Origin of the sequence: [Clostridium] citroniae WAL-17108 (genome assembly GCF_000233455.1) — a bacterium.
Classification (GTDB): Bacteria; Bacillota; Clostridia; order Lachnospirales; family Lachnospiraceae; genus Enterocloster; species Enterocloster citroniae.
The window spans coordinates 262,622-284,718 of the sequence record NZ_JH376428.1 but is presented as its reverse complement, the minus strand read 5'-3'; the positions used below and the strand labels follow the sequence as shown (position 1 = coordinate 284,718).

Sequence of the window (22,097 nt, the reverse complement as noted above, 5' to 3'; positions counted from 1 at the left end):
CCTCCGAAAGGGTATCGGAGGCGCTCAAAGGTTCCCTCAGGATGGTTGGAAACCATCCAAAGAGTGCAAAGGCATAAGGGAGCTTGACTGCGAGACTGACGGGTCGAGCAGGTACGAAAGTAGGACTTAGTGATCCGGTGGTATGAAAGTGGGATTGCCATCGCTCAACGGATAAAAGCTACCCTGGGGATAACAGGCTTATCACTCCCAAGAGTTCACATCGACGGAGTGGTTTGGCACCTCGATGTCGGCTCATCGCATCCTGGGGCTGTAGCAGGTCCCAAGGGTTGGGCTGTTCGCCCATTAAAGCGGTACGCGAGCTGGGTTCAGAACGTCGTGAGACAGTTCGGTCCCTATCCGGCGCGGGCGTAGGATATTTGAGAGGAGCTGTCCTTAGTACGAGAGGACCAGGATGGACAGACCGCTGGTGTATCTGTTGGCTTACCAAGGCCATGGCAGAGTAGCCAAGTCTGGACGGGATAAACGCTGAAGGCATCTAAGCGTGAAGCCCCCCTCAAGATGAGATATCCCATCGCAAGAGTAAGACCCCTTGAAGAAGACGAGGTAGATAGGTTAGAGGTGGAAGTGCAGTAATGTATGTAGCTGACTAATACTAATCGGTCGAGGGCTTAACCAAAAGGTTTAGGGGAAAAGAAGGAAGTTTCAATTCGGTTTTCAATATGTGGTTTTGAAGGTACGTAAATTGTTTAAATTGTACTTGATATTTGACTGAATTTATTGTATAATAATTTGGTCAGCTTAAGAAACAGCTGAAAGTATCAGTATTCCTCGATAGCTCAGTCGGTAGAGCACGCGGCTGTTAACCGCGCTGTCGTAGGTTCAAGTCCTACTCGGGGAGTTTTTAGTGGAAGTCCATGGCGACCACTACCTAATTTAGGCCCCATGGTCAAGCGGTTAAGACATCGCCCTTTCACGGCGGTAACACGAGTTCGAATCTCGTTGGGGTCATTTGAACGAATGTGTTCATCAAAGATATGCCGATGTGGCTCAATTGGCAGAGCAGCTGATTTGTAATCAGCAGGTTATCGGTTCGAGTCCGATCATCGGCTTTTACTGTAAAAGCAGTAATCAAAATTAAAGATAATATAGTTCGGACCTTTAGCTCAGTTGGTTAGAGCAACCGGCTCATAACCGGTCGGTCCTGGGTTCGAGTCCCCGAAGGTCCACTCTTCCTAACTAAAGCAGATTGAGAACTATATAATCAACATAATGGCCCGGTGGCTCAGCTGGTTAGAGCGCCGCCCTGTCACGGCGGAGGTCGACGGTTCGAACCCGTTCCGGGTCGTTTGCATTTTATAATGCGACACAATTTATATGCATTTTGGGGTCTTAGCTCAGCTGGGAGAGCATCTGCCTTACAAGCAGAGGGTCACAGGTTCGAGCCCTGTAGGCCCCATTTGTATTATGCGGGTGTGGTGGAATAGGCAGACACAAGGGACTTAAAATCCCTCGGTAGCGATACCGTGCCGGTTCAAGTCCGGCCACCCGCATTGCAATTAAGTTCTGATGCTGAAAGGTATTGGGACTTTTCTTGTAATTATATTGGGTTAGCGGCTATGGTGGAATTGGCAGACACGATGGGTTTAGGTCCCATTGGGAGACCGTGCAGGTTCGAGTCCTGTTAGCCGCATGCGATAGAGTCTTATTTTATAAGGCTCTTTTTTGTTACATTTTTTGAGATGTTGCATATTGAGATGTTGCATTTGATGTACGGCATTCTGTGTTGTATGGCGGGGCCAATTTTGAATGGATCATAAGGTCTGTTTATAATATGACATATAGTTGTCATGTTTGACCTGTTATAATAAAAAAGCCAGTGTAATTTTAACATATGTTTAAGGCAAAAAATGTTTAAAGAAGAATGACTTAAAGAAGAACGGACTAGGGAACAGTGAATTAAAGGAGAGCGACATATGAAATTAGATGGATTTGGTATTTTTGTTAAGGACATGGGGACGATGATACGGTTTTACCGGGATGTGCTTGGATTTGAGATTAAGGAAGACGAGAATTGCAGTAATGTGTTTTTGGAAAAGGATGGGACTCTGTTTTTGTTTTATGGCAGAAGGGATTTTGAGAGTATGACGGGGAAGCAGTTCCAATATGCGGATCAGGTGAATGGGCATTTTGAGATTGCACTGAGTGTTGATGATTATAAAGCCGTGGATGAGACTTTTAAGACGGTGGTGGCAAAGGGCGCGGTCTCTGTCATGGCACCTACAACAGAACCTTGGGGACAGCGTACCTGCTACGTGGCGGACCCGGAGGGAAATCTGGTGGAGATCGGTTCATTTGTGAAGGGAGATTAAGGTACGATGGAAGAATTTAAACGCATAACAATGGACAACCTGGATAAGGAACATATATGCTGCTGCATTTCCGATAAAAAAGGGGAGAACTGCGTGGCATCAAAGAAAGCATGGCTTCGGGACAGACTGCAGGAGGGACTTGTTTTTAATAAGCTGGATGTGCGCGGAAAGGTTTTTATTGAATATATACCGGCTGAATACGCCTGGGCGCCCATTGAGGCCAAGGGATATATGTATATTGACTGTCTGTGGGCTTCCGGCCAATATAAGGGTAAGGGATACGGGGACAGCCTGATGGAACAGTGCATTCAGGACAGTAAAGACAAGGGAAAGCTGGGATTGGTCTGCATTTCTTCCAAGAAGAAAATGCCTTTTTTGTCTGATCCGGGATTTATGAGGCATAAAGGCTTCAAACTGGCAGATACATCCAGCCCTTATTTTGAACTGCTGTATCTGCCTTTTGACAGTGAGGCCGGCGTGCCGTGGGTGAAAGCATGCGCCAAGGACGGCAGGATTGATGAGATGGGCTGGGTCCTCTATTATTCTAACCAATGTCCTCACACAGAGAAGTATGCGCCGCTCTTGGCCGATATTATTAAGGGCCAGGGTATGGAGTACAGGCTTCATAAGATAGATTCAAGGGAGGCCGCACAGTCAGCGCCTGTGTTGTTCACCACCTACGCCTTGTTTTATAATGGGAAGTTTGTTACCAATGAGGTGTTGTCGGAGAAGAGTTTTGCAAAGCTGTGGGAGCGTATCAGAGAAAGGTAAGGGAAAAGGCAGGAGTATTCTACAGAATTATTCTGCAGAAATACAGTTATTTAAGTCAATAGCGATATGGTATATATGTACAAAAATAATCCTTAATAATAGCATAAAGTAACAAATAAATATTTTTGATCCAAAATCGGACACCAGTCCTATAAAAAAATGCACATATAATTTAATATTAAGAACAGCTCCTGTGGTGATTATGGTTTGCTGCATGATAATAGATGGTAAAACCCATGATCTCTGTAAAATCCATGATCTCCGTAGAGGAAAATAATTAATTTGGAGGAAGTAATATGAAAAAGGCTGTTCTGAGTATGATGTTGGTATTGACAGTGGCATTATCGGGGATAGGGTGTGCAAAAAAGCCGGCCGCGAATACTGATCTGGGAAATGAATCAACTGCGCCGGGGACGACAGAGGGGACACAGGCGGATGCGGCTGAGGAAAAGGGGAATGAGGCGGTGCAGATCCGGATCCTGGCTACCAGTGATATGCATGGGAAGTTTGTTCCCTATGACTATGCTCTGAATGAAGAGAGCATGTCAGGTAGTGTGGCACAGGTGGCTACCGCTGTCAAAGAACTGCGCAATGAGAATACGCTGGTAGTTGATGTGGGGGATGTGATCCAGGACAATTCTGCCGACCTGTTTATTGAGGATGAGATACATCCAATGATCCTGGCCATGAACAGAGTAGGTTATGATGTATGCGTGACCGGCAATCATGAATACAATTATGGGATGGATACATTAAAGCGGATCCTTTCCCAGAACCATGCAAAAATCCTTACGGGAAATGTATTTGACCAGGAAGGGAAGGCCATTGCGGATCCATACACAGTGATAGAAAAAGGGGGAGTTAAAATCGGCCTGATTGGAATGGTGACCCCCAACATTACCAAGTGGGACTCTGTCAATCTGCAGGGGTGCACGGTTACTAACCCGGTGGATGAAACGAAAAAGGCCATTGACGAACTGGAAGGAAAAGTGGACCTGTTAATCGCAGTAGAGCATATGGGGGAGGATAATGAGTATGATGTGCCGGATTCCGGTGTCACGGATCTAGCCGAGAAGTGCCCGGAGCTGGATGTGATCCTGGCTGCCCATGAGCACAAGCTGGTGGAAGGAAAGCTTATAAACAATGTGCTTGTGGTAGAAAATAAGAACAGCGCCCAAACCATGGCCCAGATTGATATTATCCTGGAAAAGGATGAAAATGGTAATTATCAGGTCACAGACAGGGATTCAAAGAGCATTGAGATCAGCGGATATGAGCCGGAAGCCGAGTTAATGGCAGAGCTGGAGCCATACGATAAACGTGCGAAAGAGGTGGCTAACACTGTCATTGGAAGGTTAGAGGGCGGCGACCTTGCGCCGGAAAATGAGATTCCAGGGATTCCCCAGGCAGCCATTGAAGACACAGCCATGCTGGACCTTATCAACCAGGTTCAGATGTACTATACGGATGCGGATGTTTCTGCGGCAGCTTTGTTTAATGAGGACTCAAATCTGAGAGCAAGGGATATTAAGAAGTCAGATGTTTCGCTGATCTATAAATACACGAATACGCTGTACAAGCTGAGAATGACCGGCAAACAGCTGAGAACCTACATGGAGTGGAGTGCGGAATATTATAATACATACATGGATGGGGATCTGACGGTTTCGTTTAATCCGGATATCCGTATGTTTAATTATGATATGTTTGCAGGAGTTAATTATGAGATCAACGTGTCAGAGGAACCGGGCAGCCGGATCGAAAACCTGACTAAGAAGGACGGGACTCCGGTTCTGGATGACGATGTATTCATAGTGGCGGTCAATAATTACAGGGCCGGTACCCAACTGCTCAATTACGGCACCGTATACCAGGAGGGGGAAGTGCTTCCGGAGCTTTTGGAAATGGATGTCAAAGGAAATATAGGCGGGGTCAGGGAGCTGATCGCGGATTATATTGTAAATGTAAAAAACGGAGTGCTCGTTCCTGAGGTTGACCATAACTGGAAGATCACCGGGAATACCTGGAATGAGGAAGATCATAATAAGGCAGTGGAATTGGTAAAAGAAGGAAAAATATCCATTCCCATGTCAGATGACCAGAGGACTCCCAATGTGAAGTCGGTGACAGTGGAGGATTTAAAAAAGTAGGGAGCTTGTATCGCAGTCCCAGGCAGAAATAATGATTGCAGAAATATAAGATAGCGTTTTCCGGTAGCGGTTTTCCTTAAGGGGGGAACCAAAGCCGGGGACGCTATTTTATTTTGCTAACTGGACAGAAATTATGGATCTGTTTATTAGCCGCCATGATCATTGATAAAAAGCATATTAAAAATATGTGCATATTGCATAAATGTAAGACGTAATTTATGGATAAAATAACTGAAAAACAAATTAATACTCAAAAAAGGACTGGAGTCCTTTTGCAAATTTCACAAATGTTTTAATATTGTTGCAGAACAAAACGTTGTTTTGAGGAACGGATTTTGAGAAATTATTTTAAAGGATTATTTTAAAGGATTATTTTAAAGGATTACTTTAAAGGATTACTTTGATGGATCAGTTTGATGGATCAATTTACAGTGAAAGGAAGGTACGGATGTGGAATATGTAATTGAGATGAACCACATTACCAAGCAGTTTGGAAGTTTTAAAGCCAATGATGATATTACCCTGAAGGTGAGAAAAGGGGAAATACATGCGCTGCTTGGGGAGAATGGGGCGGGAAAATCTACCCTTATGAGTGTCCTCTTTGGTTTGTACCAGCCGGAGGAGGGAGAAATCCTCATGAACGGGAAAAAGGTAAAGATCGACAATCCCAATGATGCCAATGCGTTGGGGATTGGGATGGTTCACCAGCATTTTAAATTAGTACATAATTTTACGGTCCTGGAAAGTATCGTGCTGGGCAGGGAAACCACAAACATGGGCATTCTCAAGATGGATGAAGCCAGGAAACGGGTGGTGGAGCTGAGCGAACGGTATAAGTTTAAAATTGACCCTGATGCTTATATAGAAGACATTACAGTGGGCATGCAGCAGAGAGTTGAGATCCTGAAAATGCTTTACTGCGACAATGAGATCCTGATCTTCGATGAACCCACGGCCGTGCTGACACCCCAGGAGATCAGCGAACTGATGAAGGTGATGAAACAGCTGGTAAAGGAAGGAAAGTCCATTATTTTTATCACCCATAAACTAAATGAGATCAAGGAAGTGGCGGACCGGTGCAGCGTTCTGCGCAAAGGGAAATATATTGGGACCATCGATGTGGCGGAGACTTCCAAGGAAGCAATGTCTGAAATGATGGTTGGCAGGAAAGTGAATTTCATTATTGAAAAGCAGGACATGGATCCTGGGAATGCCGTCCTGGAGGTGAAGAACCTGACCATAAAATCCAGGCATTCAGGAAAGGATTCTGTCAGAGATGTTTCCTTCCAGGTAAGAAAAGGGGAGATCCTCTGTGTGGCCGGTATTGACGGTAACGGTCAGTCGGAACTGGTCTATGGGATTACAGGACTGATGCCCGTGGAAAAGGGGGAGGTGATCCTCAATGGAAAGAATATCACAAAGGAATCCATCCGGCAGAAATGTCTGGACGGCATGGCCCATATTCCTGAGGACCGGCATAAGCACGGTTTGGTACTGGATGATACACTGGAGGAAAATCTCGTGCTTCAGTCCTATTACACAAGGCGGTTTCAGAGACATGGATTCCTCAGGTTTGACGCCATAAGGGAATATGCCAAAGTCCTGATCCAAAAGTTTGACATCCGCTCCGGCCAGGGCGAAAAGAGTATTGTGAGGGGGATGTCGGGCGGAAACCAGCAGAAAGCGATTATTGCAAGGGAGCTGGACCGCAATCCTGAGATCGTCATAGCAGTGCAGCCGGTCCGGGGACTGGATGTGGGAGCCATTGAGTATATCCATGAACAGCTGATCGCCCAGAGGGACGCAGGAAAAGCTGTTTTGCTGATATCCCTGGAACTGGATGAGGTCATGAATATCAGCGACCGGATCCTGGTGATGTATGAAGGGGAGATTGTGGGGGATCTGAATCCCGGGGAAATTACCACAGAGGAACTGGGCCTGTATATGGCTGGAGCAAAAAGGAGTGTGGAGTATGAAAGATAAGTGTAGGAATCTGTTTCATGGAGAGGGGATCGTAAATTTCAGTTCCTCCATTCTTGCGATCATCTGCGGGCTTCTATTCGGCTTGATCATCCTTTTTGCCAGCAATCCCGGACAGGCTTTTTATGGGTTCATGATGGTGCTTCAGGGAGGATTTACAGATGGGATCCAGGGGATCGGGCAAATGCTTTACCTGGCAACACCGATCATTATGACGGGACTTTCCGTGGGGTTTGCATTTAAGACAGGACTTTTTAATATCGGTTCCTCGGGGCAGTTTACGGCAGGGGCTTTCGCAGCGGTATTTGTGGGAGTTAAGTTCACCTTTCTTCCGGCAGGCGTCCATTGCCTTGTGGCGCTCATGGCAGCATTGCTGGCCGGTGCCATTTGGGGGTTTGTACCAGGATTCTTAAAAGCATTTTTTAATGTAAATGAGGTGATCGCCTCCATCATGATGAACTATATCGGCATGTACCTTGTTAACATGCTGATCCAGAAGACCGTATATGACCAGGTTAAGAACCAGACACTTCCAGTGGCGGCAGGGGCTAATTTACCCAAGGCCGGTCTGGACCGCCTCTTTCCCGGGACCAACATCAATGTGGGGATCCTTATAGCGATCCTGTTCGTTATCCTGATCTATGTCATACTGAATAAGACTACCTTCGGATATGAACTCAAAGCCTGCGGCAAGAATCCTGACGCCAGCAAATATGCGGGTATTAACGAAAAGCGGAACATTGTACTGTCCATGGTGATCGCAGGAGCGCTTTCAGGAATTGGCGGAGCCCTTTTATACCTGGCTAATTCGGGAAAATATATGCAGGTGCTGGATGTGATCGCGCCGGAAGGTTTTTCAGGAATATCAGTTGCCCTTCTGGGGCTTTCCAATCCCGTGGGGATCCTGTTTGCGGGACTGTTTATCGGACACATCACAGTGGGCGGGTACAATATGCAGCTCTTTGATTTTGTGCCGGAAGTGATCGATATCATAATTGCGGCCATCATCTACTGCGGCGCGCTGTCTCTTTTGTTCCGCACACTGATCTATAAGATCCAGATGCGCAAGTCAAAAAAGTCGGAGGCGGGTAAGGCAGCCGGAACTAAAGATGCAGATGGAGCAAAGAAGCAGGAGCCGGGGGTTAAGACCGGAAAGGAGGGCACGCGATGAGCGTATTGTATTTTGTTGTACAGCAGACCATGTATTTTGCAATTCCGCTTCTGATTGTGGCCATTGGTGCAATGTACTCGGAGCGCAGCGGCGTGATCAACATTGCCCTTGAGGGCATTATGGTAATGGGAGCCTTTGTGGGAATCTTTTTCATCAATACCTTCCAGGACAGGATGAGCGGACAGGGACTGCTGCTTTTGACCATTCTGATCGTGGGAGTGGCCGGAGGAATTTTCTCACTGCTCCATGCATTTGCAGCCATCAACATGAAAGCGGACCAGACCATCAGCGGTACGGCCCTGAACATGTTCGCGCCTGCCTTTGCTATTTTCACGGCGCGGATGATCCAGGGAGTGCAGCAGATCCAGTTTAATGACACGTTTCATATTGATAAGGTGCCGGTGCTGGGGGATATTCCGGTGCTGGGAGATATGTTCTTTAAAAACTGTTACATCACCACTTATCTGGGGATCCTGATCTTTATTGCGGCAGCATTTGTGATCAAGCGCACACGGTTCGGACTGAGGCTTCGGGCGTGCGGCGAGCATCCCGGTGCGGCGGATTCCGTGGGTGTGAACGTGGTAAAGATCCGCTACGCCGGGGTCATCATATCCGGTGTGCTGGGTGGGATCGGAGGCCTGGTATTCGTGATCCCAACATCCACCAACTTTAATGCCAGCGTGGCCGGTTACGGTTTCCTGGCAATCGCGGTATTGATCTTTGGTCAGTGGAGAAGCAACAAAATACTGATGGCGGCATTTTTCTTCGGCATCATGAAGACGCTGGCCAGCGCTTATTCGGCCATACCGGTGTTAAAATCCCTGCCCATACCCAATGAGGTATATAAGATGATCCCTTATATCGCAACCCTGATCGTTCTGGCATTTTTATCCAAGGCATCCCAGGCGCCCAGGGCAGAGGGGATCCCATATGACAAGGGAAGCAGATAGTGATTTCAATTAATTAAAATAAATAGTAAAATGGAGGAAGTAAAAATGAAGAAACGTTTATTAAGTGTGGTATTGGCAGCAGCCATGGCGGCAAGTCTTGCCGGGTGTGTACAGAAACCGGGAGCTTCCGGCAACACGGATTCCAACAGCGCCGGGACAGCGGCTGAGAGCGGCGCAGAAGCAGGCAGTTCCCAGGAGGGATATGAACTGGCCCTGATCACGGACGTAGGTACCATTGACGACAAGTCATTTAACCAGGGTTCATGGGAGGGACTTGAAGCATATGCCAAGGACAACAACCTGACCTGCAAGTATTATAAGCCCAATGAAAAGTCGGATGAGGCTTGTATCAACTCCATCAACCTTGCTGTAAAAGGCGGGGCAAAGGTGATCGTGACACCGGGCTTCCTGTTCGAGGTTCCCATCTATGAGTCACAGACTAAGTATCCTGATATTAAGTTCATTATCATTGATGCGGAACCTAAGTCCGGCGATGATGTTAAGATTGAAAGCAATGTTTTGTCAATCTTCTATGCGGAGGAGCAGGCCGGATACCTGGCAGGCTATGCGGCTGTGACGGAAGGGTATACTCAGTTAGGTTTCATGGGCGGTATTGCTGTTCCTGCAGTGATCCGTTACGGCTACGGTTTCATCCAGGGCGCGGACGCGGCTGCCAAGGAGATGGGGCTTGAGCCGGGAAGTGTTTCAGTTAAGTATACATACGTTGGAAATTTTGACGCGTCACCGGAGAACAATGCCAAGGCGGCAGCGTGGTATAATGAAGGGACCGAGTGCATTTTCGCCTGCGGCGGCGGTGTGGGCAACTCTGTTATGAAGGCTGCGGAGTCCGCAGGCAAAGTGGTGATCGGCGTGGACGTGGATCAGTCTTCCGAGTCTGCTACCGTTATCACCTCAGCCATGAAGAATCTGGGCGATTCTGTTTATGATGCGGTTGCAGGATATTATGACGGAAACTTTGAGGGCGGAAAGTCAGTGACACTGGATGCAAAGGAAAACGGCATCATGCTCCCCATGGAGACATCCAAGTTTAAGGTGTTTACCCAGGAAAAGTATGATGAGCTGTATGAGATGCTGAAGGACGGAACCATTCAGGTTGCCAATGACACGGTTGCAACGCAGGCCAGTGCTGTTCCAACCGACATCGTGAAGGTTGATTTGATCAAGTAATATAAGTACAATTGGGAATCAGGAGGACTATCAGCATGGACATGAGCAGTTTGTGCAGGGCATTGCCTTTTTTGAATGAATTGGATAAGGGACGGAGACAGCAGTTTGAGGATTATTTTTGCAGCGCCCCGGCCTGGCTGATGGACTCCTTCCGGATTGTCGAGATGGACAAGGACGTTATATTTGTCAAGGAAAATGCACCGGCGGACGCCATTTTCTTTATCGGAAAGGGCGTGATCAAGGCCGTGGATTACCGTATATACGGAATCGCCTTTGACTTTATGCGGTTTGAAGGCCTGTATGCCATGGGCGGGATGGAGGTGGTGATGGATCTGGATACCTACAAGACCACCCTCCAGACGGTAACCCCCTGTACCTTTGTGAAGATACCCAGGGACAAATTCGCGGAGTGGCTCAGGACAGATATACGCGCCCTGAAGCAGGAGGCAAAGGCCATTGGGGAATATCTCCTGGAACAGGGGAGAAGCAGCCGGGCCTATCTGTTTCTTCAGGGTTCCGACCGTCTGGCGCTGCTGCTGATGGACATGTACCAGAAATATGAGAAGAACGGCGTGCTTCAGATCAGCAGTACAAGGCAGGAACTCTCGGATTCCTCCGGTCTGTGTGTAAAGACAGTGAACCGGGCAGTAAAAAAGTTTGAGGATGACGGATGGATCTCACGCCAGGGAAATAAAATATCCATTGATATGGAACAGTATGAAATGATACGGGGGTTCATATCCAAGATCATCGAGCAGTAGGGAGGAATAAAGGATGAATGAAACAGAGCTGATAGAGTTGGCCTGCAAAGGCAGGGAACAGGCATATACCCCATATTCAGGTTTCAGGGTAGGGGCAGCGCTTCTTACAAGATCAGGAACGGTTTATCTCGGATGCAATATTGAGAATGCCTCCTATGGTCCCACCAACTGTGCGGAACGCACCGCGTTTTTTAAAGCAGTATCAGAGGGAGAACGGGAATTTGAAGCCATTGCGATCGTGGGTGGTCCCGGGGAAGGCCGGACAGGGGAGATGTGTGCCCCTTGTGGAGTCTGCCGTCAGGTAATGATGGAATTCTGCGATCCAAAAACCTTCAGGATCATTCTGGAAAACGGCGGTGGCAAGGTGAGGACGTTCCTTCTGGAAGAACTGCTGCCATTGGGTTTTGGGCCGGATAACCTGAAGGAGGCAGTGCCTGCGGATTCCCGCAAATGACGGCCGCTCTGCCTAAAACATCATAGGAAAGCCCACGATCAAAAGACGTGGAAAAGAATAAGAGGATCGGACGTGCAGCTGGCAAAACCAATGTTAAGACACGCCCTTGTGAGGAGAGAAGCAGCATGCAGAATTATTCTGGAGAAGAAGGATTACAATATCATTTACAGATTAGAAAAGGCGATGTGGGCCGCTATGTGATCATGCCGGGGGACCCGAAGCGCTGTGAGAAAATCGCAAAGCATTTTGACAATGCCCGGTTGGTAGCGGACAGCAGGGAATATATCACATATACAGGCTGGCTGGACGGGGAGAAGGTCAGTGTGACCTCAACCGGTATCGGCGGCCCCTCCGCGTCCATTGCCCTGGAGGAGCTGGTGCTGTGCGGCGCGGACACATTTATCCGGGTGGGAACCTGCGGCGGGATGGAGATGAATGTAAAAGGCGGGGACATCGTAGTTGCCACGGGAGCCATCCGTATGGAGGGAACCAGCAAGGAATACGCCCCCATCGAATATCCCGCGGTGGCGGACCTGGATGTGACCAACGCGCTGGTTTCAGCGGCAAAGGCATTGGGATATACCTATCATGCAGGGGTTGTGGAGTGCAAGGATGCATTTTACGGACAGCATGAACCGGAAAGGATGCCGGTAAGCTATGAGCTCCTCAATAAGTGGGAGGCATGGAAGCGCATGGGATGCAAGGCGTCTGAGATGGAATCCGCGGCTTTATTTATTGCAGCAAGCCATCTGCGCGTGCGCTGCGGCTCCGATTTCCTGGTGGTGGGTAACCAGGAACGGCAGAATGCGGGGCTGGATAATCCCATTGTACATGACACCGAGGCTGCGATCAAGGTGGCGGTGGAAGCCATCCGCAGGCTGATCAAGGAAGACAGGAGCTGATAACATGGAAAAGAAGGATATTTTGGGCAGGGTGGATCATACGCTGTTAAAGCAGACCGCCACATGGGAACAGATCGAGACGCTTTGCAGGGAGGGAATGGAACATGCAACTGCTTCCGTATGCATCCCGCCCTGCTATGTGAAGCGCGCCAAGGAGTATACAGGGGAAAATCTGGCCATCTGCACGGTCATCGGATTCCCCAACGGCAATATGACCACGGCCGCTAAAGTGTTTGAGACAGAGGACGCGGTCAGGAACGGCGCGGATGAGATCGATATGGTCATTAATATCGGGATGGTAAAGGAAGGGCTTTACGAACAGGTATTGGAGGAGATCAGACAGATAAAAGCTGCCTGCGCCGGAAAATGCCTGAAGGTGATCATTGAGACCTGCCTGTTAACGGAAGATGAAAAGAAGGAAATGTGCCGTGTGGTAACGCAGTCCGGCGCGGATTATATTAAAACCTCCACAGGCTTTTCCACAGGCGGAGCAACCCGGGAGGATGTGGCGCTATTGAGAAAATACTCCGGTCCCCGGGTCAAGGTCAAGGCCGCGGGCGGGATCGCATCTTTACAGGACGCGGAGGATTTTATTGCCCTGGGAGCCGACCGGCTGGGAACCAGCAGGCTGATACCGTAGGGATATGGAATGTGCAGGGATATGGAATGTGCAGGGATATGGAATGTGCAGAGATATGAAATGTGCAGAGATATGAAACGTGCAGGGATATGGATCATGGAGATGTAAAGGTAATGGGGACGGTCAGAAATGGCTGTCCTTTTTTGTGCGTTTATAGTAGAATTATTACAGAATATGTCAGAGGGGCAGGGAGCCCGCGGACTGACGGAGGCAGAGGAGTTTAAACGATTAAAGTATGCTGTATGACAAGGATATTAGGGAACCTCTTTTTGATTTTCTGGAGGAAACCTATGGCAAAATGAGGATCATAGAAGAAAAACAGGTGGGAAGATCAAGGGCGGATATTGTGATGGTCCTTCCGGGGCGTTTGATAGGGATTGAAATAAAAAGTGATGCGGACACCTATGTGCGCCTGGAACGCCAGGTCAGGGATTATGACCGGTATTTTGACCAAAACATCGTGGTGGCAGGTTCCACCCATGGGGCCCATGTACAGGAACATGTTCCTGAATGGTGGGGTATCATTACAGTGGAGCAGACACAGGAGGGGATTGATTTTTATATTCGGCGGGAGGCAGGGAAAAATCCTCAGATGAACTGGAAACGCAAGCTCAGCCTTTTGTGGCGCCCGGAGCTGGTGCACATTCAGGAGTTGACCCAAATGCCCAGATATAAGGAAAAGAGTAAGGCCTTTGTGATCGAGAAAATGATCCAAAAGGTTCCAGAGGAGCAGCGGTCCCTTTTGGTGAGCGAGGAACTGTTTGAACGGGATTATACACGGATCGAAGCCGTGATCCGGGAGTACAAAAGCCAGAACAGGCCGGCATCTGAAAAGGGAACCGTGGGAAAGCGGAGAGCACGGCGCAGGAGGACGGGATCACGCAGTGGGATGATGTGACTGTCACAACATAGAATATGGATGGATTTTAATAGAAAATGATTGACGTGCCACAAAGATTTTCGTATAATTTTCATTAACGGTTGACAGAAGTCAACATCTTTAAAGAGTTGAAGTTCTTTATGATCCATAAGTGGATTTGGATCAAAAGCAGCAGATCAGCAGCAGATCAAATATGATATCAGGAAAATACCAGGAAGGTATGTTTATCCTTAAGGGATAAGTCTAGTTTCCTGGTATTTTTGTGCGTCTTGAAAGGGCGGCAGAGAAAAAATAAAACAGTTGGACCTGAGGAATCAGGGATGGCATTTCATGATTTAGAGGAGGACGGGAATGAAGAAACAAATAAGCTATACCGTGGCGGCGATCCTGGCAGTGACCTTGATGGCTGCCGGATGTGGGGGGAACAGTGCAAGTAAAACCGGACAGCCGGAAAATGGACAGCAGTCAGAAGCACCACAGTCAGAAGTGTCACGGTCAGAAGGGGCACAGTCAGAAGCACCACAGCCGGGAACATCACAGCCGGGGGCATCACAGGCAGGAACGGACAGGAACGATGTCATAGTTGTCATGGGGCCCACATCGGAACCAGAGGCGGGATTTGACCCGGCTTACGGATGGGGAGCGGGAGAGCATGTACATGAGCCTTTGATCCAGAGCACGTTGACCGTGACCACAACGGATCTGAAAATAGGGTATGACCTGGCAACAGGAATGGAGGCCAGCGATGACGGACTTACCTGGACCGTGACCATACGGGATGATGTGTCATTTACAGACGGGGAAAAGCTGACGGCAGAGGATGTGGCATTTACGTATAATACACTGAGGGACACCAGCTCAGTCAATGATTTTACCATGCTGAAGGAGGCTGCTGCCCTGGATGATACCACGGTGGAATTCAGGATGAACAGACCGTATTCCATCTGGCCCTATACCATGGCAATTGTGGGGATCGTGCCCGAACATGCTTACGGTTCAGGATACGGGGAACACCCGGTGGGTTCAGGCCGTTATATGCTGAAACAGTGGGATAAGGGACAGCAGGTGATCCTGGAGGCAAACCCTGGTTATTACGGGGAAGAGCCGAAGATGAAAAAGGTAACGATCCTGTTCATGGAGGAAGACGCAGCTTATGCGGCGGTCATGTCCGGACAGGCGGATCTGGCGTATACAGCAGCTTCCTACTCTGACCAGGCCCTGCCGGGATATGAACTTTTATCCTTTGAGACAGTGGATAACAGGGGATTTAACCTGCCGGCTGTTTCGGCAGGAGGGAAGAATGAGGACGGTATCCCCCTGGGAAATGATTTTACCAGCGATGTGCAGGTCAGGCGCGCCATCAATCTAGCCATTGACAGGGATGAGATGATCCACAATGTGCTCAACGGATTCGGAAGCCCGGCCTACAGCGTGTGTGACAAGATGCCCTGGTATAATGACGCTGCAAAGGTTACCTGTGATGCGGTAAAGGCGGAGCAGATACTGGAGGAGGCAGGCTGGAAAGCGGGCAGCGATGGGATCCGGGAAAAGGATGGCGTCAGGGCATCCATGACCCTTATGTATCCTGCCAGTGATTCTGTGCGTCAGGCATTGGCGGCAGACACGGCCAACCAGTTAAAAAAGGTGGGTATCGAGGTAAAGACAGAGGGCGTGGGATGGGATACTGCTTATGACAGGGCTCAGGCCGAGCCGCTGATGTGGGGCTGGGGCGCCCATACGCCCATGGAACTTTACAATATTTACCACACCATAAAGGACTCCGGTGTGGCGGAGTATTCCCCTTATGCCAATGAGAACGTGGACCGCTATATGGATGAGGCTCTGGCATCCAGTGATCTGGAGCAGTCCTATGAGCTGTGGAAAAAGGCGCAGTGGGATGGAAATACAGGGATAACCCAGGACGGGGATATTCCGTGGATCTGGCTGGTGAACATTGACCATCTGTACTGGTCCAGGGAGAACCTTAAGGTGGCTGACCAGAAGCTTCATCCCCATGGCCATGGCTGGACGATTGTGAATAATGTGGACCAGTGGAGCTGGGAATAGGATTTGTGGTTTGGATGAAAGGACGATAACATGAGTTTGAGACAGGTTGGAAGGAGTATCATACGGCTGGGCGTGCTTCTTGTGCTGGTCAGCATTGCGGCATTTTTCCTGGTGACCGTGTCGCCCCTGGATCCGTTAAAGACCAATGTGGGGCAGGCGGCACTGGGAAGCATGAGCCAGGAGCAGATCGCACAGCTTGAGGAGTACTGGGGCGTGAACACGCTGCCTGTGAAACGGTACGTGTCCTGGGCAGGAGATTTCCTTCGGGGGAATATGGGGATGTCCCTGCTGTACCGCCGGCCTGTCTCCAAGGTGATTGGGGAAAAGCTGGCCAATTCCCTGTGGCTGATGGCATCGGCCTGGGTGATATCCGGCGTGGTGGGATTTGTGCTGGGGGTGGCTGCAGGGGCCAGGAAGGGAAGGCTGACAGATAAGCTGATCTCCGGGTACGCCCTTGTCACTGCCAGCACGCCGGCTTTCTGGCTGGCCTTGGTATTGTTAATGGTGTTTGCGGTGTGGCTGAAGATCCTTCCCATCGGGCTCAGCGTTCCCATTGGAATGGAGGCGTCCGCGGTCACCCTGGGGGACCGGCTGGTCCACGGCATCCTTCCGGTGGCTGCACTTTCCATTACCGGCATTTCCAATATCGCCCTTCATACAAGGGAGAAGATGGCAGAGGTGATGGAGAGCGATTATGTGCTGTTTGCAAGGGCAAGAGGGGAGTCGGAGTGGGAGATCGTGAAACGGCATGGAATACGCAATATCCTGCTTCCGGCCATGACCCTGCAGTTTGCCTCGGTCAGTGAAATTTTCGGCGGTTCAGTGCTGGTGGAACAGGTGTTTTCCTATCCCGGACTGGGACGTGCTGCTGTTACGGCCGGACTGGGAGGGGACGTGCCGCTGCTGTTGGGTATCACCATGATCAGCGCCGCCATTGTGTTCGGGGGCAATCTCACTGCAAATGTGCTTTACCAGGTTGTGGACCCGAGGATCAGAAAAAGGAGGGCTGGGTGATGGGATGGTTTTCAGAGTGGAACCGGCGTAAGACCCTGTTCCTGTTTCTGATCATGGCAGCCCTGATGCTGGCAGCCATTACAGTGGGAGGAAGGGTTCTGGCGGATGAAGCCATGGTGACGGATTTTTCTAGAAAGAATCTGGCTCCCTGTCTTCAATATCCCTTTGGGACAGACTGGATGGGGCGCGATATGTTTGTGAGGACCATCACGGGCTTGTCGCTGAGCATAAGGATCGGCATTCTGACCGCGGCGGTGAGTGCGGTGATCGCCTGCTTTATGGGAACAGCGGCAGCCTGCCTGGGAAAGGTGGCGGATGGGATCGTGGCAGGGATCATTGACCTGGTCATGGGGATCCCCCATATCCTTTTGCTCATTCTTATTTCCTTTGCGGCCGGTAAAGGATTCTGGGGTGTGATGATAGGGATTTCCCTGACACACTGGACATCCCTGGCAAGGCTTTTGAGAGCGGAGGTCATGCAGCTGAAGGAAAGCCAGTACATTAAGATAGCGGGCAAACTTGGAATGGGAAAAGTGCGGATCGCGTGGAAACACATGATGCCCCATCTGCTGCCGCAGGTGCTGGTGGGCGTGGTCCTTTTGTTTCCACACGCCATCCTCCACGAGGCAAGCATTACCTTCCTTGGGTTCGGACTTCCCCCGGAACAGCCGGCTATCGGTGTGATCCTGTCTGAGAGCATGAAGTATCTGACCATGGGGAAATGGTGGCTGGCCCTGTTCCCGGGACTGCTGCTGGTGTTTGTGGTGGTGCTGTTCCATTTTATCGGCGACACCCTGGTGACGCTGACCAATCCCAATAAGGCCCATCTGTAGAACGCAGGGTCATGGGTTTGGCGCTATAAACGTTGGATGTGCGGCACACGGCCGGGAATGGAAGGAGATTAGGGGTATGGAGACAATATTATCAGTGGAACACCTGATGATCTCATTTTCCCAGTATGAGAGGGGATGGAGGAAGACGCAGCTTCCTGTTATCAGGGATTTAAGCGTCAATATAAAAGAACATGAGATCGTGGCCGTGGTGGGTTCCAGCGGTTCAGGAAAAAGCCTGCTGGCCCACGCGGTTATGGGGCTGCTTCCGGCCAATGCTTCATGGTCGGGGACAATTTCCTTTGAGGGGGAAGAACTGACACAAAAGCGGGTAAAGGAACTGAGGGGGAACCGGATGGTCCTGGTGCCCCAAAGTGTTTCCTATCTGGATCCCCTTATGAAGGTGGGAGACCAGGTGAGAAAGGGGCATAAGGATGAGGCGTCCAGAGCCCGCAGCAGGGAAGTCACCGGCAGGTATGGGCTGGGGGAGGAGACGGAAGAGCTTTATCCGTTCCAGCTTTCCGGCGGAATGACAAGGCGGATTCTGATATCCACTGCCGTGATGGAAAAACCAAAGCTGGTGATCGCGGATGAACCCACACCGGGTCTGCATATCAGCGCGGCCAAGCGGGTGTTGTCACATTTTCGGGAGATCGCGGATGAGGGGGCAGGGGTGCTTCTGATCACCCATGACCTGGAACTGGCGCTGGAGGTGGCTGACCGGATCGTGGTGTTCTATGCGGGCACCAATGTGGAGGAAGCGGCCGTGTCTGACTTTGAGAGGGAGGAAGGGCTGCGCCATCCTTATACCAGGGCTTTGTTCAGGGCGATGCCGGCACATGGATTTGAGGCTGAGCCCGGCGCACAGCCCTATGTGAAGGATCTTCCACCCGGCTGCCCGTACGGACCCAGATGTCCCCATATGGATCCCGGCTGTTTGGAAGAAATAGAGTATCGCTCTTATAGGGGCGGTATGGTAAAATGTAGGAAGGCGGTACCATGAGACTGGCGGCGGAGAACATTTCCTTTCAATATGATAATGGAAACAGGAAGATACTGAACAATGTGAGCATGAGCCTGGAGCAGGATGAGCGGGTAGGGATTACGGCGCCCAGCGGATTTGGAAAGACCACCTTTTGTAAAATACTTGCCGGATATGAAGATCCGGACCATGGGCGTGTCCTGCTGGATGGAAAGCCTCTTTCCGGCTATGGACCCTACTGCCCGGTTCAGATGGTGTGGCAGCATCCGGAGATGTCCGTGAATCCACGGCTCAGGATGGCGGAGGTCATAAAGGAAGGGGACGGGGTGGAGGAACGGATCCTGAATGGTCTGGGAATTGAACCGGACTGGATGAACCGGTTCCCGGGTGAGCTTTCCGGAGGGGAGCTGCAGAGGTTTTGCATTGCCAGGGCATTGGGTAAAAGGACGCGGTTTCTGCTGGCGGATGAGATCAGCACCATGCTGGACCTGATCACACAGAGCCAGATATGGAATTTCCTTTTGGAGGAGGTTGGCCGCCGCAGGATCGGGCTGGTGGTGGTGAGCCACTCCGGGGAACTGCTGGAGCGGGTGTGCACCAGGATTGTGGATTTAAAGGAGGAAATTTGAAGATGGACGTAAGAGAACTGCTGGAAAAGGTGAAAACAGGGGCAGTTGACATAGAGGATGCACAAAAGGTTTTAAAGGATCTCCCCTATGAGGATCTGGGATATGCAAAGCTGGACCATCACAGAAAACTCAGATCGGGATTTGGAGAGACTGTGTTCTGCCAGGGAAAACCAGACGCATATCTGCTGGAGATCTACAGGCGGTTTTATGAGCGGGACGGGGAGGTGCTGGGAACAAGGGCAACCGGGGAACAGTTTAAGCTGGTCCAGTCCGCTGTGCCGGAGGTGGTCTATGACCCCATCTCCAGGATCCTCAAGGTGGAACGCCCGGGCAAGGAAAGAAAAGGGCTGATCGCAGTATGCACAGGCGGCACGGCGGATATACCCGTGGCGGAGGAAGCTGCGCAGACAGCGGAGTATTTCGGATGCGCGGTGGACCGGATCTTTGATGTGGGAGTGGCGGGCATCCACAGACTGCTTTCCCAGCGGGACCGGATCATGAAAGCCAACTGCATCATTGCAGTGGCGGGAATGGAAGGCGCATTGGGCACTGTGATCGCAGGTCTTGCAGACTGCCCGGTGATCGCGGTCCCCACATCCGTGGGCTATGGGGCCAGTTTTCATGGTTTGTCAGCTCTTTTGACCATGCTGAATTCCTGCGCTAATGGAATTTCAGTTGTAAATATTGACAATGGATACGGGGCCGGTTACCTGGCCACGCAAATAAACAGATTGGCGGTAAGATAAAATGGGAAAGATATTGTATTTGGAATGTAATTCAGGGATCAGCGGAGATATGACGGTTGGGGCGCTTTTGGATCTGGGCGCGGACAGGCATGTGTTGGAACACGCCCTTGGAAGCCTGGGAGTGGGCGGATATCATCTGCATTTTGGGCGGAAGAACGTGTGCGGGCTGGATTCCTATGATTTTGATGTGCATTTGGAAAAGGACGGACATGGGCATAGTCATGAACATGGGGAAGGGCATGAGCACAGTCATGAGCATGGGGAAGGGCATGGGCACAGTCATGAGCATGGGGAAGGGCATGGGCACAGCCATGGTCATGGGGAAGGGCATGGGCACAGCCATGATCATGAGGAAGGGCATGGGCACAGCCATGATCATGGGGAGGGCCATGAGCACAGCCATGAACATGAGGAAGGGCATGAGCACAGCCACCATCATGCAGAGGCGCAGTCCCATACTCATGACCAGTGGGAGATCCATGAGCATGTCCATCCCCATGAGGAGATCCACGAGCATGAACATTCCCATAGCCATGAACATTCCCATAGCCACGAACACCCCCATGAGCATTCTCATTCCCACGGAGATGACCATGGCCATGTGCACAGAAATCTTTTTGACATATACCAGATCATCGACAGGCTGGAATCCAATGACCATGTGAAGGATTTAGCACGCCGGATGTTCAGGATCGTGGCCGAGGCAGAGTCCAGGGCCCATGGTCTGCCGCTGGAACAGGTGCATTTCCACGAAGTGGGAGCCATTGATTCCATTGTGGATATCATCAGTGTGGCGGTGTGTGTGGACAACCTGGGAGTGGAGGACGTGGTGGTGTCACCCTTGTCTGAGGGACATGGCCATGTACATTGCCAGCATGGGATCCTCCCTGTTCCCGTTCCGGCCACGGCCAATATTGCATCAGCTTATGGGCTGGATCTCAGGCTTACGGACAATGACGGGGAGATGGTCACCCCTACCGGGGCAGCGATCGCGGCTGCGCTGCGCACCATGGATCATCTGCCGGATTCCTGCCGGATCCTTAAAATCGGAATGGGAGCAGGAAACCGGGTATTTAAACAGGCCAATGTGCTCCGCGCCATGTTGATGGAGACATCGCAAGCAGACAAGGAGACGGATCATGGGAAAGGCCCGGGCTATGACAAAGACCTGGGCTATGACAGAGACACGGCAGGGGAAACCTCCCGGAATGGCTGTTCCATGTGGATGGTGGAGACCAATCTGGATGACTGTACAGGAGAGATCCTGGGCTTTACAATGGAACTGCTTTTAGAGGCAGGGGCTGCGGATGTGTGGTATACACCGATCTTTATGAAAAAGAACAGGCCGGCGTACACTCTGTCCGTGCTGTGCAGGAAAGAGGACCGGGAAAAGCTGGAGGATATCATACTGATTCATACCACGACCATTGGGATCAGACAGTACCCGGTGACAAGGACCGTGCTTTCCAGGGAAAAGATGAGTGTGGACATGGACTGCGGCCAGGCGGAGGTAAAGGTATGCACCTATAAGGATAAGAGATTTTATTATCCGGAGTATGAGAGTGTGCGCCGCATCTGCCGTGAAACAGGGCGGGACTTTATGACCGTATACCGGGAAGTGCAGATGGAAGCACAGGGGAGAGGATTGTAAA

The 22,097-nt window shown here is 50.4% G+C and carries 19 protein-coding genes, 8 tRNA genes and 1 rRNA gene; all 28 read left to right on the top strand.

Annotated elements, in window-relative coordinates; genetic code table 11:
* A 23S ribosomal RNA gene (locus tag HMPREF9469_RS24595) occupies positions 1–637 on the top strand; the annotation flags it as partial.
* Between the two features lie 149 nt (positions 638–786).
* Positions 787–859 (top strand) — tRNA-Asn (locus tag HMPREF9469_RS24590).
* Between the two features lie 38 nt (positions 860–897).
* Positions 898–969 (top strand) — tRNA-Glu (locus HMPREF9469_RS24585).
* 28 nt (positions 970–997) lie between these two features.
* Positions 998–1,070: transfer RNA gene (locus tag HMPREF9469_RS24580), tRNA-Thr, on the top strand.
* 43 nt (positions 1,071–1,113) lie between these two features.
* Positions 1,114–1,187 (top strand) — tRNA-Ile (locus HMPREF9469_RS24575).
* 45 nt (positions 1,188–1,232) lie between these two features.
* Positions 1,233–1,306: transfer RNA gene (locus HMPREF9469_RS24570), tRNA-Asp, on the top strand.
* A gap of 38 nt (positions 1,307–1,344) precedes the next feature.
* Positions 1,345–1,417 (top strand) — tRNA-Val (locus tag HMPREF9469_RS24565).
* Between the two features lie 10 nt (positions 1,418–1,427).
* Positions 1,428–1,511: transfer RNA gene (locus HMPREF9469_RS24560), tRNA-Leu, on the top strand.
* Between the two features lie 60 nt (positions 1,512–1,571).
* Positions 1,572–1,651, top strand: a tRNA-Leu gene (locus HMPREF9469_RS24555).
* Positions 1,652–1,934: 283 nt separating this feature from the next.
* On the top strand, positions 1,935–2,330 hold the full coding sequence (locus HMPREF9469_RS24550; protein ID WP_007868432.1) for a VOC family protein: 396 nt from the start codon (positions 1,935–1,937) through the stop codon (positions 2,328–2,330).
* Between the two features lie 6 nt (positions 2,331–2,336).
* Complete coding sequence (locus tag HMPREF9469_RS24545) at positions 2,337–3,101, top strand: N-acetyltransferase (protein ID WP_007868429.1); 765 nt, start codon at positions 2,337–2,339, stop codon at positions 3,099–3,101.
* A gap of 296 nt (positions 3,102–3,397) precedes the next feature.
* Positions 3,398–5,251: a 5'-nucleotidase C-terminal domain-containing protein gene (locus tag HMPREF9469_RS24540; protein WP_007868427.1), complete on the top strand. Its 1,854-nt coding sequence runs from the start codon at positions 3,398–3,400 to the stop codon at positions 5,249–5,251.
* A 450-nt stretch (positions 5,252–5,701) separates the two neighbouring features.
* Positions 5,702–7,234 carry an ABC transporter ATP-binding protein gene (locus tag HMPREF9469_RS24535; RefSeq protein WP_007868425.1) on the top strand — a complete coding sequence of 511 codons (1,533 nt, stop codon included), beginning with the start codon at positions 5,702–5,704 and terminating at the stop codon, positions 7,232–7,234.
* Positions 7,224–8,402, top strand: a complete 1,179-nt coding sequence (locus HMPREF9469_RS24530; RefSeq protein ID WP_007868422.1) for an ABC transporter permease — start codon at positions 7,224–7,226, stop codon at positions 8,400–8,402. Before HMPREF9469_RS24535 ends, HMPREF9469_RS24530 begins: the two co-directional genes overlap by 11 nt.
* On the top strand, positions 8,399–9,352 hold the full coding sequence (locus HMPREF9469_RS24525) for an ABC transporter permease (protein ID WP_007868420.1): 954 nt from the start codon (positions 8,399–8,401) through the stop codon (positions 9,350–9,352). Before HMPREF9469_RS24530 ends, HMPREF9469_RS24525 begins: the two co-directional genes overlap by 4 nt.
* 45 nt (positions 9,353–9,397) lie before the next feature.
* Positions 9,398–10,540 (top strand): BMP family lipoprotein, encoded by a 1,143-nt coding sequence (locus HMPREF9469_RS24520; RefSeq protein WP_007868417.1) that lies wholly within the window; start codon positions 9,398–9,400, stop codon positions 10,538–10,540.
* A gap of 35 nt (positions 10,541–10,575) precedes the next feature.
* A complete protein-coding gene (locus tag HMPREF9469_RS24515) occupies positions 10,576–11,301 on the top strand; it encodes a Crp/Fnr family transcriptional regulator (RefSeq protein ID WP_007868404.1) in 726 nt (241 codons plus the stop codon).
* Positions 11,302–11,314: 13 nt separating this feature from the next.
* A complete protein-coding gene (locus HMPREF9469_RS24510; protein ID WP_007868400.1) occupies positions 11,315–11,755 on the top strand; it encodes a cytidine deaminase in 441 nt (146 codons plus the stop codon).
* Positions 11,756–11,880: 125 nt separating this feature from the next.
* Positions 11,881–12,657, top strand: a complete 777-nt coding sequence (gene udp, locus HMPREF9469_RS24505) for a uridine phosphorylase (RefSeq protein ID WP_007868398.1) — start codon at positions 11,881–11,883, stop codon at positions 12,655–12,657.
* A gap of 4 nt (positions 12,658–12,661) precedes the next feature.
* Positions 12,662–13,297, top strand: a complete 636-nt coding sequence (gene deoC, locus HMPREF9469_RS24500) for a deoxyribose-phosphate aldolase (RefSeq protein ID WP_007868395.1) — start codon at positions 12,662–12,664, stop codon at positions 13,295–13,297.
* Positions 13,298–13,532: 235 nt separating this feature from the next.
* Positions 13,533–14,195, top strand: a complete 663-nt coding sequence (locus HMPREF9469_RS24495) for a sce7726 family protein (RefSeq protein WP_007868393.1) — start codon at positions 13,533–13,535, stop codon at positions 14,193–14,195.
* Between the two features lie 333 nt (positions 14,196–14,528).
* Entirely contained in the window at positions 14,529–16,244 is a 1,716-nt protein-coding gene (locus HMPREF9469_RS24490; protein ID WP_007868391.1) for an ABC transporter substrate-binding protein, read from the top strand.
* A gap of 30 nt (positions 16,245–16,274) precedes the next feature.
* Complete coding sequence (locus tag HMPREF9469_RS24485) at positions 16,275–17,258, top strand: ABC transporter permease (protein ID WP_007868389.1); 984 nt, start codon at positions 16,275–16,277, stop codon at positions 17,256–17,258.
* Positions 17,258–18,091 (top strand): ABC transporter permease, encoded by an 834-nt coding sequence (locus HMPREF9469_RS24480; protein WP_007868388.1) that lies wholly within the window; start codon positions 17,258–17,260, stop codon positions 18,089–18,091. Before HMPREF9469_RS24485 ends, HMPREF9469_RS24480 begins: the two co-directional genes overlap by 1 nt.
* 76 nt (positions 18,092–18,167) lie before the next feature.
* Positions 18,168–19,091, top strand: coding sequence for an ABC transporter ATP-binding protein (locus HMPREF9469_RS24475; RefSeq protein ID WP_007868386.1), 924 nt, complete (start codon positions 18,168–18,170; stop codon positions 19,089–19,091).
* A complete protein-coding gene (locus HMPREF9469_RS24470) occupies positions 19,088–19,699 on the top strand; it encodes an ABC transporter ATP-binding protein (RefSeq protein ID WP_007868383.1) in 612 nt (203 codons plus the stop codon). Before HMPREF9469_RS24475 ends, HMPREF9469_RS24470 begins: the two co-directional genes overlap by 4 nt.
* Before the next feature lie 2 nt (positions 19,700–19,701).
* A complete protein-coding gene (gene larB / locus HMPREF9469_RS24465) occupies positions 19,702–20,445 on the top strand; it encodes a nickel pincer cofactor biosynthesis protein LarB (protein WP_007868382.1) in 744 nt (247 codons plus the stop codon).
* A 1-nt stretch (position 20,446) separates the two neighbouring features.
* Positions 20,447–22,096 (top strand): nickel pincer cofactor biosynthesis protein LarC, encoded by a 1,650-nt coding sequence (gene larC, locus HMPREF9469_RS24460; protein ID WP_007868379.1) that lies wholly within the window; start codon positions 20,447–20,449, stop codon positions 22,094–22,096.
* Position 22,097 lies beyond the last annotated feature (1 nt).

Bases quoted from the DNA above. Each gene is read 5' to 3' on its own strand.
- deoC (WP_007868395.1), top strand. From the start codon at position 12,662: ATGGAAAAGAAGGATATTTTGGGCAGGGTGGATCATACGCTGTTAAAG.
- HMPREF9469_RS24545 (WP_007868429.1), top strand. From the start codon at position 2,337: ATGGAAGAATTTAAACGCATAACAATGGACAACCTGGATAAGGAACAT.
- HMPREF9469_RS24470 (WP_007868383.1), top strand. From the start codon at position 19,088: ATGAGACTGGCGGCGGAGAACATTTCCTTTCAATATGATAATGGAAAC.
- HMPREF9469_RS24485 (WP_007868389.1), top strand. From the start codon at position 16,275: ATGAGTTTGAGACAGGTTGGAAGGAGTATCATACGGCTGGGCGTGCTT.
- HMPREF9469_RS24475 (WP_007868386.1), top strand. From the start codon at position 18,168: ATGGAGACAATATTATCAGTGGAACACCTGATGATCTCATTTTCCCAG.
- HMPREF9469_RS24530 (WP_007868422.1), top strand. From the start codon at position 7,224: ATGAAAGATAAGTGTAGGAATCTGTTTCATGGAGAGGGGATCGTAAAT.
- HMPREF9469_RS24510 (WP_007868400.1), top strand. From the start codon at position 11,315: ATGAATGAAACAGAGCTGATAGAGTTGGCCTGCAAAGGCAGGGAACAG.
- HMPREF9469_RS24515 (WP_007868404.1), top strand. From the start codon at position 10,576: ATGGACATGAGCAGTTTGTGCAGGGCATTGCCTTTTTTGAATGAATTG.
- HMPREF9469_RS24495 (WP_007868393.1), top strand. From the start codon at position 13,533: ATGCTGTATGACAAGGATATTAGGGAACCTCTTTTTGATTTTCTGGAG.
- HMPREF9469_RS24540 (WP_007868427.1), top strand. From the start codon at position 3,398: ATGAAAAAGGCTGTTCTGAGTATGATGTTGGTATTGACAGTGGCATTA.
- HMPREF9469_RS24525 (WP_007868420.1), top strand. From the start codon at position 8,399: ATGAGCGTATTGTATTTTGTTGTACAGCAGACCATGTATTTTGCAATT.
- HMPREF9469_RS24490 (WP_007868391.1), top strand. From the start codon at position 14,529: ATGAAGAAACAAATAAGCTATACCGTGGCGGCGATCCTGGCAGTGACC.
- HMPREF9469_RS24480 (WP_007868388.1), top strand. From the start codon at position 17,258: ATGGGATGGTTTTCAGAGTGGAACCGGCGTAAGACCCTGTTCCTGTTT.
- larC (WP_007868379.1), top strand. From the start codon at position 20,447: ATGGGAAAGATATTGTATTTGGAATGTAATTCAGGGATCAGCGGAGAT.
- HMPREF9469_RS24550 (WP_007868432.1), top strand. From the start codon at position 1,935: ATGAAATTAGATGGATTTGGTATTTTTGTTAAGGACATGGGGACGATG.
- larB (WP_007868382.1), top strand. From the start codon at position 19,702: ATGGACGTAAGAGAACTGCTGGAAAAGGTGAAAACAGGGGCAGTTGAC.
- udp (WP_007868398.1), top strand. From the start codon at position 11,881: ATGCAGAATTATTCTGGAGAAGAAGGATTACAATATCATTTACAGATT.
- HMPREF9469_RS24520 (WP_007868417.1), top strand. From the start codon at position 9,398: ATGAAGAAACGTTTATTAAGTGTGGTATTGGCAGCAGCCATGGCGGCA.